Source organism: Tsukamurella tyrosinosolvens (assembly GCF_900104775.1).
Classification (GTDB): Bacteria; Actinomycetota; Actinomycetes; order Mycobacteriales; family Mycobacteriaceae; genus Tsukamurella; species Tsukamurella tyrosinosolvens.
The window spans coordinates 3,283,986-3,297,684 of record NZ_FNSA01000003.1 but is presented as its reverse complement, the minus strand read 5'-3'; the positions used below and the strand labels follow the sequence as shown (position 1 = coordinate 3,297,684).

The window sequence follows — 13,699 nt, the reverse complement described above, 5'->3', positions numbered from 1 at the left end:
ACGGGGTGAACGTCGATGTGACACCGCTTCCCGGCATCGGAGTGCGCAAGGATTTCGAGCTCGCCACCGGCAGGCGCGTCGGAGTGGTGGCGCACCGCGACGGCACCGTCGAACTGTTCCTCTCGGAACGCGACGATCCCGACGCGTGCGCCGCGCAGGTGCCCCTGTCCAGCGAGGAGGCGGGCGTCCTCGCCAACCTCCTCGGGGCGCCGCAGCTGGTCAATCAGCTGCGCGCCGATCAGCGCGAGCTCGAGGGCGTCAACACCCGGCAACTGCCGATCCTCGCCGGCTCGCCCTACGACGGGCGGACGCTGGGGGAGACCCAGATGCGGACCCGGACCAAGGTCTCCCTCGTCGCGGTGATGCGGGCTGGTGAGGTGCAGCCCTCGCCCGGGCCCGAGTTCGTGTTCACCGCGGGTGATCTGCTCGTGGTGGTCGGGACGGCCGAGGGGCTCGAGGCCGCCGCGCAGATCCTGACGAACGGGTGACGCTCCACCTCGACGAGAACACGGTCGCGCTGATCGAGCTCGGAGCCGTCTTCTTCGTCCTGGGCTTCCTCGGTCGCGCCGCCAGCAAGGTGGGCGTCTCGCCGATCCCGCTGTACCTGATCGGCGGCCTGGCCTTCGGCGTCGGCGGCGTGATCCCACTCGGCGAGGCCTCGGACTTCAGCCGCACCGCCGGCGAGATCGGCGTGATCCTGCTGCTGCTCATGCTGGGCCTCGAGTACACCGCGGCCGAGCTCACCACGGGCCTGCGGCAGTCCTGGCTCGCGGGCGTGCTCGATCTCGTGCTCAACGCCACCCCGGGGGCGATCGTCGCCCTCGCGCTCGGCTGGGGGCCGAAGGGCGCCCTCGTGCTGGCGGGCGTCACCTACATCTCGTCGTCGGGCATCGCCGCGAAGGTGCTCAGCGACCTCGGCCGCCTCGGTAACCGCGAGACGCCCGTGGTGCTCTCCGTGCTGGTGATCGAGGACCTGGCGATGGCGGTGTACCTGCCGATCCTCACGGCGGTGCTGGCGGGCATCGGGCTCCTGGGCGAGATCTCCGCGGTGACGATCGCCGTCGTCGTCGTCACCGTCGTGCTGATCTCCGCCGTCAGGTACGGGCACCGCGTCTCGGCGCTCGTCTACAGCGACGACCGCGAGGTCTTCCTGCTCAAGCTCATCGGGGCGGCGCTGCTGGTGGCGGGCGTGGCCTCGGCGCTGCAGGTCTCCGCCGCGGTCGGCGCCTTCCTGCTCGGCATCGCGATCTCCGGATCGATCGCGCACGAGGCGACCCGCCTGCTCGAGCCGCTCCGCGACCTCTTCGCGGCGCTGTTCTTCGTGGTCTTCGGCCTGAACACCGACCCGCGCGCGATCCCGCCCGTCCTCGGCTGGGCGGTGCTGCTCGCGGTGCTCACCACCGGCACGAAGCTCGCCACCGGCTGGTGGGCCGCCCGGCGGGTCGGCGTCAAGCGGATGGGCCGGGCGCGCGCGGGCGCGGCCCTGGTGGCGCGCGGGGAGTTCTCCATCGTCATCGCCGGGCTCGCCGTCGCGGCGGGCGCCGTCGACGGCCGACTCGCGGCCCTGGCGACCACGTACGTCCTGATCATGGCGGTGGTGGGGCCGATCATCGCGCGCGTCGTCGAGCCCGCGGTCCGGGCGGGGGAGCGGACGATGCGGCGCGTGCGCTCCGACGCCTCGCCGTCGGCGGGCTGAACGCCGCGGCACACCCCGTGACGACGGGAAACGGGGCCGTGACGACCGGGAACGGGCCGCCGACACGCCCGGGCCCGCCGCGAAGTGCAGGTATTTTCGCAGGTCACATGAGTTTCACCCGTCACATCGACGAGTCGTCTCGAGTGCGGTCCTACCGTTCTGAAAGCATTGCGGTGCAACGGTTCTCGATTGCAACGCACATCGTGTGCAGTGGTACGCGCCACCGAACCTCGGGGACGCCTACATCACCGCCAAACCGCAGGTGAGAGGGGGGTGGGGTTCCCATCCCGAGCGAATCGTGGGTACCGTCGCAGGAGTCGCAAGTTCGCGGCAAAGACCTAAGTACATCGAAGACGGAGGAATCGTGGCCCTTCCCCAGTTGACCGACGAGCAGCGCGCCGCTGCTCTGGAGAAGGCAGCTGCCGCTCGTCGTGCACGCGCCGAGCTGAAGAACCGGCTGAAGAGCGGCGGCACCACCCTGCAGCAGGTGCTGAAGGACGCCGAGACCGATGAGGTGCTCGGCAAGATGAAGGTCTCGGCTCTGCTCGAGGCCCTGCCCAAGGTGGGCAAGGTCAAGGCTCAGGAGCTGATGACCGAGCTGGAGATCGCCCCCACCCGCCGCGTGCGCGGTCTGGGCGACCGGCAGCGCAAGGCGCTGCTCGAGAAGTTCTCCGCCTGACACGTAGTGTCCGGAGAAGTTCCCGCGGGCCGGAGGGGCCGACTGGTTGTACTGGTCGGCCCCTCCGCCGTCGGTAAGTCGTCAGTGGTCAGCAAGCTCCGCTCGGAGGTGCCCGACCTGTTCTTCTCGGTGTCCGCCACCACGCGCGATCCGCGCCCCGGTGAGGTGGACGGCCGGGACTATCACTTCGTCGGCGATCAGGGCTTCGACCGCCTCATCGCCGACGGTGCCCTCCTCGAGTGGGCGGAGATCCACGGCGGCCTGCAGCGATCCGGGACGCCCGCGCAGCCCGTCTACGAGGCGCTCGACGCCGGGCGGCCCGTGCTGGTGGAGGTGGACCTCGCCGGCGCGGCCAGCGTCAAGGAGGCGCTGCCCGAGGCCGTCACCGTCTTCCTGAGCCCGCCGACCTGGGACGAGCTGGAACGACGGCTGCGCGGCCGCGGCACCGAGAGCGCCGAGAAGATCGCGCGCCGGCTCGAGACCGCGCGGGCCGAGATGGCCACGCGCGACGACTACGACGCGGTCGTCGTCAACGACGACTTGGACCGCGCCGTGAGTGATTTGGTATCCTTGCTGGTCGGACCTGTCGCGCCCAGCGCGTAGACTGGGCGACGAAGCGAGTTCGTGAACTTTTGTGACGTAGGAGACGCGTGAGCACCACCACTGAGACCGTGTACGACCAGCCGCTCGGCATCACCAACCCGCCGATCGACGAGCTGCTCGAGCGCACCTCCTCGAAGTACGCCCTGGTGATCTACGCGGCCAAGCGCGCGCGGCAGATCAACGACTACTACAACAGCCTGTCCGACGGCATCCTCGAGTACGTCGGCCCGCTCGTCGAGCCGGGCCTGCACGAGAAGCCGCTGTCGATCGCGATGCGCGAGATCCACGAGGATCTCCTGGAGCACACCGAGGGCGAGTGAGCTAACAGCCCATGATCATCGTCGGTGTCGGCGGCGGCATCGCCGCCTACAAGGCGTGCGCTCTGGTCCGGCATTTCACCGAACGCGGGCACGAGGTGCGGGTGATCCCCACCGAGTCCGCGCTCAAGTTCGTCGGCGCCGCGACGTTCGAGGCGCTGTCGGGCAACCCCGTCCAGACGGGTGTCTTCGAGTCGATCCCCGAGGTGCCGCACGTGCGCCTCGGGCAGTCGGCCGACCTCGTCGTGATCGCGCCGGCGACCGCCGATCTGATGGCGCGCGCCGCCCAGGGACGGGCCGACGACCTGCTCACCGGCACCCTGCTCACCGCGCGGTGCCCGGTCGTCTTCGCCCCGGCGATGCACACCGAGATGTGGGAACACCCCGCCACCCGCGCCAACGTCGCCACGCTGCGCGAGCGCGGCGCCGTCGTCATCGAGCCCGCCTCGGGGCGGCTCACCGGTAAGGACACCGGCGCGGGCCGGCTGCCCGAGCCCGACGAGATCGGCGCGCTCGCCGACGTGCTGCTGGAGCATCCCGGCGCCCTGAACCGCGACCTCGAGGGCCGCAGAGTCGTCGTCTCGGCCGGCGGCACCAAGGAGGCGCTCGACCCCGTCCGCTACCTGACGAACCGCAGCTCCGGCAAGCAGGGGTACGCCCTGGCCCGGCTCGCGGCGCAGCGCGGCGCGCACGTCACCCTGGTCGCGGGCAACACCGTCGGCCTCGCCGACCCGTCGGCCGTCGACGTAGTGCGCATCGCCTCCGCGCTGGATCTGCAGGCCGCGATGGCCGAGCACGCCGCCGACGCGGATCTCGTGATCATGGCCGCCGCGGTCGCCGACTACCGGCCCGCCGACGTCGCCACCACCAAGCTCAAGAAGGGCGCCGACGGTAAGAGCGAGGCCCTCGAATCGATCACCATGATCGAAAACCCCGACGTGCTCGCCGGTCTCGTCGCCGCGCGGCGCGACGGCACCCTGCGCTCCGACGCCGTCATCGTGGGCTTCGCCGCCGAGACCGGCGACGCGGCCGGCTCGGTTCTGGACTACGGGCGGGCCAAGCTGCGCCGCAAGGGCTGCGACCTCCTGGTCCTCAACGCCGTCGGCGACGGTCGCGCCTTCGAGGTCGACGAGAACTCCGGCTGGCTGCTCGGTGCTGACGGCGGCGAGACCGCCCTGCCCCTCGGGTCGAAGACCGCGATGGCCGCGCGCATACTGGATGCCGCCGTCGCCCGGGTGCACGCCGCCCGCTAGCCTTTCCAATCGCAAACATCATCGAGAGGACGTCCGAAGTGGTTTCCGGTTTCGCCAGTTCCGCCCACCGCCTGTTCACCAGCGAGTCGGTCACCGAGGGCCACCCGGACAAGATCTGTGACGCCATCTCGGACTCCATCCTCGACGCCCTCCTCGCCGAGGACCCGACGTCGCGCGTCGCGGTCGAGACCCTCGTCACCACCGGCCAGGTCCACGTCGCCGGCGAGGTCACCACCTCCGCCTACGCCGACATCCCGCACATCGTGCGCGACAAGGTTCTCGAGATCGGCTACGACAGCTCCGCCAAGGGCTTCGACGGCAACTCCTGCGGCGTGAACATCGCGATCGGCGCGCAGAGCCCCGAGATCGCGCAGGGCGTCGACCGGGCCTACGAGCACCGCGTCGACGGCGCGCAGGACGAGATCGACGCCCAGGGCGCCGGCGACCAGGGCCTGATGTTCGGCTACGCCTGCTCGGACACCCCCGAGCTGATGCCGCTGCCGATCTCGCTCGCGCACCGCCTCTCGCGCCGGCTCACCGAGGTCCGCAAGAACGGCACCCTGCCCTACCTGCGTCCGGACGGCAAGACCCAGGTCACCATCGAGTACGCGGGCGAGCAGCCCGTCCGCCTCGACACCGTGGTCATCTCCAGCCAGCACGCCGCCGACATCGACATCGACGGCATGCTCGCCCCCGACCTGCGCACCCACGTCCTCAACACGGTCATCACCGACCTCAACCTGCCCAGCCTCGACACCTCCGAGGTGCGGCTGCTGGTGAACCCGACCGGCAAGTTCGTGCTCGGCGGACCGATGGGTGACGCGGGCCTGACCGGCCGCAAGATCATCGTCGACACCTACGGCGGCATGGCCCGCCACGGCGGCGGCGCCTTCTCCGGCAAGGATCCGTCGAAGGTGGACCGCTCGGCCGCGTACGCGATGCGCTGGGTGGCGAAGAACGCCGTCGCCGCGGGCCTCGCGGAGCGGATCGAGGTGCAGGTCGCCTACGCCATCGGCAAGGCGGCGCCCGTCGGCCTGTTCGTCGAGACGTTCGGCACCGAGCAGCTCGACCCGATCAAGATCCAGCAGGCCATCGCGCAGGTCTTCGACCTGCGCCCGCGCGCCATCATCAACGACCTCGACCTCCTGCGGCCGATCTACGCGCCCACCGCGGCGTACGGCCACTTCGGTCGCACCGACATCGACCTGCCGTGGGAGCGCACCGACCGCGTGGACGCCCTGCGCTCCGCGGCCGGCCTCTGACACCCGCCCCGACCGGTGTGACCGCACTCGGCCCCGCCGAGGCCGCACAGGCGGCCGTCGAACTCCCGATCGCCCGCGTCCTGCCCCTGCTGCAGGTCAGCCACCTCGATCGGGAGTTCGACTATCTCGTGCCGCCCGAGCTGCACGAGCAGGCGCAGCCGGGCGTGCGAGTGCGCGTCCGGTTCTCGGGCCGGCTCGTCGACGGCTACCTTCTCGAGCGGCTCCCGCGCACCGAGCACGAGGGCAGGCTCGCCCCGCTGCAGCGCGTGGTCTCCCCGCTGCCCGTCCTGACGCCGCCCGTGCTGCGACTCGTCACCGAGGTCGCGGCGCGCTACGCGGGGACCCGGGCCGACGTGCTGCGGCTCGCGATCCCGCCGCGGCACGCGCGCGTCGAGAAGACGCTGCTCGAGCAGGAGCCCGCCGCGCCGACGGTGCCGGAGGCGCCCGCAGCCGCCCTCGGCGAGTACACGCACGGCGCCCAGTTCGCGGCGGCCGCCGTCGCAGGACGGTCGCCGCGCGCCGTCTGGCAGGCGCTGCCGGGGGAGGACTGGGCGGCGCGCCTCGCCGAGCTCGCGGCCACCGTCGTCGCGTCCGGGCGCACGGCCCTGCTGATCGTCCCGGACCAGGCCGATCTCGACCGGCTCGCCGCCGCGTGCGCGGACCTCGACCCCGCGGTGCTGGCCGCCGGCCTCGGACCGTCGGCCCGCTACCGGCGGTGGCTCCTCGCGCTGCTCGGCCGCACCCGCGTCGTCCTCGGCACTCGCAGCGCCGCGTTCGCGCCGCTGCCGGACCTCGGCCTCGTCGCCCTGTGGGACGACGGCGACGAATCCCTCGTCGAGCCGCGCGCGCCGTACCCGCACACGCGGGAGGTCCTCGCGCTGCGCGCGCACCAGGAGGGCGCGGCGCTCGTCCTCGGCGGCTTCGCCCGCACCCCCGAATCGCAGGCGCTCGTGGAGGCCGGCTGGGCCGCGGAGATCACCGCGCCCCGCGAGCTAGTGCGCAGCCGCTCGCCCCGCATCGCCGGGACCGCGGACTCGGACGTCGCCCTGGCCCGCGACCCGCTCGCGCGCTCGGCGCGCCTGCCGGCCGCGGCCTTCGCGGCCGCGCGGGAGGCGCTCGACGCCGAGCGCCCGGTGCTCGTGCAGGTGCCGCGCCGCGGCTACGCGCCGGCGCTGTCCTGCGAGCGATGCCGCACCCCCGCCCGGTGTCGCCGCTGCCACGGCCCCCTCGAGCAGGCCGATCGCGGCGTCCTGCGCTGCCGCTGGTGCGCGCACGAGGACTCCGGGTACCGGTGCCAAGCCTGCGGCGGGACCACGATGCGGGCGGTGATCGTCGGGACGATGCGCACCGCCGAGGAGCTGGGCCGGGCCTTCCCGGGGGCGGCCGTCACCGTCTCGGGCGGCGAGACGGTGCACGCCGACGTCCCTGCGGGGCGGCGGATCGTGGTCGCGACGCCCGGCGCGGAGCCCGTGGTCGAGGGCGGCTACGGCGCGGCGCTGCTGCTCGACGGGTGGTTGCTGCTGGGCCGGGCGGACCTGCGCGCCGCGGAGGAGACCTTCCGGCGGTGGATGAACGCGACCGCGCTGGTCGCCGCCGACGGCGCCGTCGTTTGCGGCGCCGATGCCGGGATCCGCGCGGTGCAGGCCCTGATCCGCTGGGACGCGGCCGGTTTCGCCGCCGCCGAACTCGCCGAGCGGGCCGAGGTCGGCTTCCCGCCCGCCACCCACCTCGCCGCGCTCGACGGTGCCGAGGCCGACATCCGGGCCGTCGCCGACACCGCGACCCTGCCCGACGGTGCCGAGGTGCTCGGCCCCGTCGACCTGCCGCCCGGGGTGCGGATCCCCGGCGCCCCCGACGAGGGGCCGCCGCCGCAGCGGCTGCTGGTGCGCGTCGCGCGGCGCGACGGGCGCGCGCTCGCGCGGGCGCTCTTCCTGGCACAGGTGGGGCGGAGCCTGCGGCGTGAGGGCAACCCCGTCCGGATTCAGATCGACCCGCTGCGGATCGGCTAGTCCGGACCGTCAGCGCTGCGGGAGCCGGGCCTCGACGGCGCTGATCGACAGGGCGATCATGTACTCGAACTCGGCGTCCGCGTCGAACCGCGCGAGATCCGCCGCCACCGACTCGACGGCCGGCAGGCCGCAGGCCGCGAGGCCCGCCTCGCGGCGCGCGATGGCCTCGGCGTCCGTCATGCCGAACGTCGGTGCCGCCTCGAACTCGCGGAGCAGGGTTCCGATGAGGGCGGCGAGCTGCGAGCGCATGAGGTGAACGGCCTCGGCGGGCGGGAAGCCGGCGGTGAGGAGGACCTCGAGGATCGACTGGGTGGGCGCGAGCGCGGCCACGGACTGCACCTGCCGGGTCAACACCAGCGTCGCCGCCCGGGGGTGCGCCTGCGCGGCGGTGCGGAACGCGCGGGCCACGCCCGCGAGGTCGGCGCGGAGATCGCCGGTGGGCTCGTGCACGACGATCGACCGGAGCAGGTGCTCGGTCACCGCATCGAGCAGGTCGTCCTTGTCGCGCACGTGGTTGTAGAGGCTCTTCGCGTCCACCGACAGGTGCCGCGCGATGGACCGCATCCCGACCTCGGCGACCCCGTCGCGGTCGATCAGCGTGAGCGCCGCCTCGACGACCGCGTCGCGCGAGAGTCTCGGCGCCCCGAGGGCGGGGCGCCCCCGACGGGGCCGCGGCGTGGTCATGAACCCCATCATCCCCTACTTTCGGCACCCGAAATTATCCACACTGTGGGTAAAATGGCGCCATGATCGCCCACACGTCCCGTTTCGTGATGCCGCCCGCGTCCGTGCTCCGCGCCCGCGAGAAGGTGGTGCTCGACCACTTCCACGACGAGGTGCGCCAGGACTGGGACGCCACGCTCTCGACGTTCCCGCACCCGCACTACGAGCTGATCGCCCCGATGACGGTGCACGACGGCGACGGCGAGGTGCGCGACTACTACGCGGACACCCGCGTCGCCTTCCCCGACCAGGACCACGAACTCATCGCGCTGCGGCACAGCGTGGACGCGGTGATCGTCGAGTTCTGGCTGCTCGGGACGCAGCGCGGGCCGCTCGGAGCGATCCCGCCCACCGGCGGTCGTCACCGCACCCGGATGACCGCCTACTTCGTCTTCGACGAGCAGGAGAACCTCGTCGCCGAGCGGATCTACTTCGACCAGCTGACCATCCTGCGGCAGCTCATCGCGGGCCTGAACCTGCGCAGCCCGAAAGGCCTGGTGACGCTGGGGCGGGTCCTCGTCGGCGCGCTCCGGATGTCCGGTCGCGAGCCCGACCCGAGGCTGACGCGGACCGCGCCGCCCGGCCTCGACGACTGACCCGCTGGGGTCACTCCTCCTCGTCGGGCGCGGTCGCCTCGATCAGCTCGTCCGCCGTCGCGGCCTCGGGGTCCGGGCGCGGCTCGCTCGCGGCCGCCGGCTCGGCGCCGTTCTCGATGGGGTCCGACGCCGATTCGGGCGCGGCGACCGGTTCGATGATGCCCGGCGACTCGGGCGCAGTCCCCACCTCGCGCGGGGAGTCCCCGGTCTCGATGGTGGCGGTGGGGGGCTTCTCGGTCTCCTCGTCGGCGGCGGCCGCGATGCCGGCTCCGGAGAAGGTGATGGCTGCGGTGGCGACTATTGCTGCGAGAGTACGCATGTCGATGTCCTGGTGTCGGCTGCGGTGGCTGGCGACCGTTCCTTCATCGCGCGACCGACCTTACGCCGGTCGACGCCGCCGCGCAGGGGACGTTCTAACCTCGAAACCGTGACTGCGACGGGTTGGCGGGCCGGCTGGGCGAAGACGGACATCACGGGGGAGCCGTGGGGCGTCGGCCTGATGGGCTACGGCATGCCGGGCCAGCGCGGCCGCGGCCTGCTCACCCGGCAGTGGGCGCGCGCCGTCGTCGTCGCCACGCCCGCGCACCGCGTGGCCTACGTCGTCGCCGACATCGGGATGTTCTTCCAGGCGGCCGTCGACGAGATCACCGACCGGCTCGCCGCCGCGACCGCCGGCCGCCTCTCCGCGGAGAACGTCGTGCTCACCGCCACCCACACGCACTGCGGCCCCGGCGGCCACGGCCGGCACCTGCTGTACAACATCACCACCCTGGGGCAGCACCGCCGCACCTTCCACCGCCTCGTCGACGGGGTGGTGCGCGCCGTCCTCGACGCGGAAGCGGCTCTTGCGCCCGCCGAGCTCTCGCTCGCCCGCGGCGAGCTGCGCGACGCCTCCGTGAACCGCAGCGCGAGCTCCTTCGACCGGAATCCGGACCGCGACCTGTTGCCGCTGCGCATCGACCCCGCCGTCACCCTGCTGCGCATCGAGCGCGATGGGGAGCTGCGCGCCGCGGTCGACTGGTTCGCCGTGCACTGCACGTCGATGGGCAACGGCAACCGCCTCCTCAGCTCCGACAACAAGGGCTGGGCGGCGGCCGCCTGGGAGGCCGCCGAGCGCGCGGACCGTCCCGACTTCGTCGCCGCGTTCGCGCAGACCAACGCCGGCGACATGTCGCCGAACCTCGGCGGCAGCGCCGGCCACGGCCCCACCGACGACGAACGGGACAACACCGCCGAGATCGGCCGGCGCCAGCTCGACGCCGCACGCCGCCTCGCCGACGGGCCCGGCCGGCCGCTGACCCCGGCGCTCGACTACCGGCTCACGTATGTGGACCTCGGCGCCGCGCAGACCGCGACCGGCCCCACCGGGCGGGCCGTCCTCGGTGCCGCCTTCGCCGCCGGCACGACCGACGGGATCGGGTCGCCGGCGTTCCACCAGGGGCTCGGCAACCGCATCGGCGCGATCAGCCGGGCGCTGTATCGCCGCCGGCCGGTCCTCGCCGCGCAGCAGGCTCCGAAGGAGATGCTCCTTCCGGCAGGGGCGCTCGGCTGGGTGCAGGAAACCCTGCCCGTGCAGCTGATCCGGCTGGGAGAGCTGCACCTGCTCTGCCTGCCGGTGGAGGTCACCGTCATGGCGGGGGCCCGGCTCCGTGCCGCCGTCGCCGCCGCGGCCGGGATCGACGCCGACGACGTGTTGGTGCAGGGCTACGCCAACGGCTACGCCCACTACCTCACCACGCCCGAGGAGTACGACGCGCAGCGCTACGAGGCCGGGAGCACCGTCTTCGGGCGCAACGAGCTCGCGGCCTTCGTCGAGGCCGCCCAGCGGATCGCCGCCGACCTCGCCGCGGGTCGCCCCTGCGAACCGGGCACGCCACCGTCGCGGCAGCGCGCCGGGCGGATCGGGTCACCGGCGGGCTCGACGGTGCTGAGCCGTCCCCGCCCGGTCCGCGTCGCGGCCGTGCGGACACCGGCTCCGGACGGCCTGCTCGCCGTCGACTTCGACTGCCCGCACCCGAACCGGGTGATCCCCGACAGCTACGCACGGGTGGAGCGGCGTGACGGTGACCGCTGGCTGCCCGTCGCCGACGACGACGCGCCGTCGACCGAGATCACCTGGCGACGAAGGGGATCGGCGTTCACCGCGACCGTCACCGTCGACCTCGCCGGACGGCCCGGCGAGTACCGGGTCGGCTACGCCGAGGCCGTGCCGGGCCGGTACACCTGGGTCGTCGTCCGGGTTCCCCAGCCTCTCTCGGCGACCGCTCAGAGGTACGCGAGCGCCCGGACCGGGTCCTCGACGTAGTCGGCGAACAGCCGTAGGAAGCCGCCCGCCTCGCCGCCGTCGCACACGCGGTGGTCGAAAGCGAGGGAGATCTGGGCGACCTTGCGAACGACGATGGCACCGTCGACCACCCAGGGCCGGTCGAGGATCCGCCCGATCCCCAGGATCGCCGCCTCGGGGTGGTTGATGATCGGTGCGGAACCGTCGACGCCGAAGACGCCGTAGTTGTTGAGCGTGAACGTGCCCCCGGTGAGCCGCGCGGGCGGCAGCGCGCCGTCCCGGGCGAGGGCGGTGGTCTCGGCCAGCCGCCGTGCGAGCTCCACCGTGGTCAGGGTGTCGGCGTCCGCGATGACGGGGACCACGAGCCCCCGCGGCGTCTGCGCCGCGATGCCGAGATGCACCCGCCCGTGCTGGACGATCTGCCGACGATCGACGTCGACGGACGCGTTGAGCTGGGGGAACCGCCGCAGGGCAGCGACCGTGAGCCGCGCGAGCAGTGCGAGCAGGCCCACCCGCTCCGCGCCAGGGAGCGTCGCGTTCATCGCGGCCCGCGCGTCGAGGAGCGCGGTGGCGTCGACGTCGACCCAGGTGGTGGCCTCCGGGATCTCGCGGCGGCTGGTGGTCAGCTTGTCCGCCACGGCCTTGCGGAGGCCGTTGAGCGGGATGCGGACGTCGCTCCGGCCCGCCGCCGTTCCCTCGTGCGCGGGGGCGGCCGTGCGGGCGGCGAGGGCCGCGTCGACATCCGCGCGGCGGATGACGCCGCCCACGCCCGAGGGACGCACCGTCGACAGGTCCAGTCCGTGCTCGCGCGCGAGGTCGCGCACCACCGGCGAGATGACCCGCGCGACGGCCGGCGCCGCCTGCGCGCGGGGCGGGGCCTCGTGCTCGCGGGGCGGGGCCGGCGGGGATGCGACGGTCCGCGGCGGTGCCGCCGCGCGTCGCCGGCGGGCTGGCTTGTCCGCGCTCGTCCCGTAGCCGATGAGCACGTTCCCCGACGGCTCGTCGAGCGGCGGGGCGGCGGTGGTCGTGGGGCTCGGGGCGCCCACGGAGATCAGCGGCTCGCCCACGCGCAGCGTCGCGCCCGGCGCGCCGTGGAGGGCGGTGACGGTGCCCGCGAACGGCACCGGCACCTCGACGGCGGCCTTGGCGGTCTCGACCTCGACGACCACCTGGTCGACCGTCACGGTGTCGCCGACGCCCACGCGCCAGGACAGGATGTCGGCCTCGGTCAGTCCCTCGCCGAGGTCGGGGAGCAGGAAGACCTGATCGCTCACGGTGCCACCGCCCAACGGGCGTCGACCCGGTCGTCCCACTGCAGCCGGTCGACGGCGTCCAGGATCCGGTCCACCCCGGGCAGGTGCAGCCGCTCGAGCTTCGGTGGGGGATAGGGGATGTCGAACCCGCTGACCCGCAGCACGGGCGCGTGCAGGTGGTGGAAGCAGCGCTCCTGCACGCGGGCCGCGATCTCGGCGCCGACGCCGGCGAAGCCCTGCGCCTCCTGCACCACCACGCACCGGCCGGTGCGTCGCACCGACGCCGCCACGGCCTCGTCGTCGAAGGGGACCAGCGTGCGCAGATCGACCACCTCGAGCGAGATCCCGTCCTCCGCCGCGGCGGCCGCGGCGTCGAGCGCGACGTCGACCGACGGGCCGTACGCGACCAGCGTCGCGTCGCGGCCCTCGCGCCGCACGACGGCCCGGCCCATCGGTGCGCCGACGGTGAGATCGGCCTCCGCCGAGGCGAAGTAGAGACGCTTGGGTTCGAGGAGGACGACGGGGTCGGGATCGTCGATCGCGCGCCGCAGCAGGGTGTACGCGTCGCCGACGGTGGCGGGCGCCGCGACCTTCAACCCGGGCGTGTGGACGTAGTACGCCTCGCTCGAATCGCAGTGGTGCTCGACGCCGCCGATGCCGCCGGCGTAGGGCACGCGGATCACCATCGGCACCGAGAGCGCGCCGCGGGTGCGATTGCGCAGCTTGGCGACGTGCGAGACGATCTGTTCGAACGCGGGGTAGGCGAAGGCGTCGAACTGCATCTCGACCACTGGCTTGAATCCCGCCATGGTCATCCCGACGGCGAAGCCGACGATGCCCGATTCGGCGAGCGGCGTGTCGAAGCAGCGGTCGGCGCCGAATTCGCGGGTGAGTCCGTCGGTGACGCGGAAGACCCCGCCGAGGGTGCCGACGTCCTCGCCGAAGACCACCACGTCGGGATCCGCGGCGAGGGCGTCGCGCAGCGCGGTGTTCAGGGCCTGGGCCATGGTGTGACGGGGCATGT

The 13,699-nt window shown here is 73.3% G+C and carries 14 protein-coding genes; 10 read left to right on the top strand and 4 right to left on the bottom strand.

The genetic code is table 11. From position 1 onward, the window contains the following. Positions 1–5: 5 nt before the first annotated feature. From BLW32_RS18350 to BLW32_RS18315, 8 genes are all read left to right on the top strand, one after another. On the top strand, positions 6–488 hold the full coding sequence (locus BLW32_RS18350; RefSeq protein WP_068520865.1) for a cation:proton antiporter regulatory subunit: 483 nt from the start codon (positions 6–8) through the stop codon (positions 486–488). After that, positions 485–1,696, top strand: a complete 1,212-nt coding sequence (locus BLW32_RS18345) for a cation:proton antiporter (RefSeq protein WP_068520862.1) — start codon at positions 485–487, stop codon at positions 1,694–1,696. Before BLW32_RS18350 ends, BLW32_RS18345 begins: the two co-directional genes overlap by 4 nt. A gap of 364 nt (positions 1,697–2,060) precedes the next feature. Then, complete coding sequence (mihF, locus tag BLW32_RS18340) at positions 2,061–2,375, top strand: integration host factor, actinobacterial type (protein WP_068520860.1); 315 nt, start codon at positions 2,061–2,063, stop codon at positions 2,373–2,375. Positions 2,376–2,381: 6 nt separating this feature from the next. Continuing rightward, positions 2,382–2,978, top strand: a complete 597-nt coding sequence (gmk, locus tag BLW32_RS18335; protein WP_074850696.1) for a guanylate kinase — start codon at positions 2,382–2,384, stop codon at positions 2,976–2,978. Positions 2,979–3,025: 47 nt separating this feature from the next. Further along, on the top strand, positions 3,026–3,298 hold the full coding sequence (gene rpoZ / locus BLW32_RS18330; protein ID WP_068520856.1) for a DNA-directed RNA polymerase subunit omega: 273 nt from the start codon (positions 3,026–3,028) through the stop codon (positions 3,296–3,298). Between the two features lie 11 nt (positions 3,299–3,309). Next, entirely contained in the window at positions 3,310–4,548 is a 1,239-nt protein-coding gene (gene coaBC, locus BLW32_RS18325) for a bifunctional phosphopantothenoylcysteine decarboxylase/phosphopantothenate--cysteine ligase CoaBC (protein WP_068520852.1), read from the top strand. Positions 4,549–4,586: 38 nt separating this feature from the next. Further along, positions 4,587–5,810 (top strand): methionine adenosyltransferase, encoded by a 1,224-nt coding sequence (metK, locus tag BLW32_RS18320; protein WP_068739081.1) that lies wholly within the window; start codon positions 4,587–4,589, stop codon positions 5,808–5,810. A 17-nt stretch (positions 5,811–5,827) separates the two neighbouring features. Next, positions 5,828–7,819 carry a primosomal protein N' gene (locus BLW32_RS18315; protein WP_068739079.1) on the top strand — a complete coding sequence of 664 codons (1,992 nt, stop codon included), beginning with the start codon at positions 5,828–5,830 and terminating at the stop codon, positions 7,817–7,819. Positions 7,820–7,828: 9 nt separating this feature from the next. On the opposite strand, the gene BLW32_RS18310 is transcribed toward BLW32_RS18315, so the two are convergent. Then, positions 7,829–8,503 carry a TetR/AcrR family transcriptional regulator gene (locus tag BLW32_RS18310; RefSeq protein WP_068523162.1) on the bottom strand — a complete coding sequence of 225 codons (675 nt, stop codon included), beginning with the start codon at positions 8,501–8,503 and terminating at the stop codon, positions 7,829–7,831. Positions 8,504–8,565: 62 nt separating this feature from the next. Between BLW32_RS18310 and BLW32_RS18305 the strand changes: the two genes are divergently transcribed. Further along, positions 8,566–9,138 carry an ester cyclase gene (locus BLW32_RS18305; RefSeq protein ID WP_068739076.1) on the top strand — a complete coding sequence of 191 codons (573 nt, stop codon included), beginning with the start codon at positions 8,566–8,568 and terminating at the stop codon, positions 9,136–9,138. A gap of 10 nt (positions 9,139–9,148) precedes the next feature. Here BLW32_RS18305 and BLW32_RS18300 read toward each other — a convergent pair whose 3' ends face one another. After that, positions 9,149–9,457 carry a hypothetical protein gene (locus BLW32_RS18300; RefSeq protein ID WP_068520845.1) on the bottom strand — a complete coding sequence of 103 codons (309 nt, stop codon included), beginning with the start codon at positions 9,455–9,457 and terminating at the stop codon, positions 9,149–9,151. 108 nt (positions 9,458–9,565) lie between these two features. Here BLW32_RS18300 and BLW32_RS18295 point away from each other — a divergent pair, with 108 nt between their 5' ends. Further along, positions 9,566–11,443, top strand: coding sequence for a neutral/alkaline non-lysosomal ceramidase N-terminal domain-containing protein (locus tag BLW32_RS18295; protein ID WP_082791148.1), 1,878 nt, complete (start codon positions 9,566–9,568; stop codon positions 11,441–11,443). On the opposite strand, the gene BLW32_RS18290 is transcribed toward BLW32_RS18295, so the two are convergent. Both BLW32_RS18290 and BLW32_RS18285 read right to left on the bottom strand, forming a co-directional pair. Then, the gene (locus tag BLW32_RS18290; RefSeq protein WP_068739673.1) at positions 11,404–12,696 is read right to left on the bottom strand and encodes a dihydrolipoamide acetyltransferase family protein; all 1,293 of its coding nucleotides are present in this window, start codon (positions 12,694–12,696) and stop codon (positions 11,404–11,406) included. The two genes, BLW32_RS18295 and BLW32_RS18290, sit on opposite strands and share 40 nt — an antisense overlap. Next, on the bottom strand, positions 12,693–13,697 hold the full coding sequence (locus BLW32_RS18285) for an alpha-ketoacid dehydrogenase subunit beta (RefSeq protein ID WP_068739074.1): 1,005 nt from the start codon (positions 13,695–13,697) through the stop codon (positions 12,693–12,695). The genes BLW32_RS18290 and BLW32_RS18285 overlap by 4 nt, the downstream gene beginning before the upstream one ends. Between the last annotated feature and the right edge of the window lie 2 nt (positions 13,698–13,699).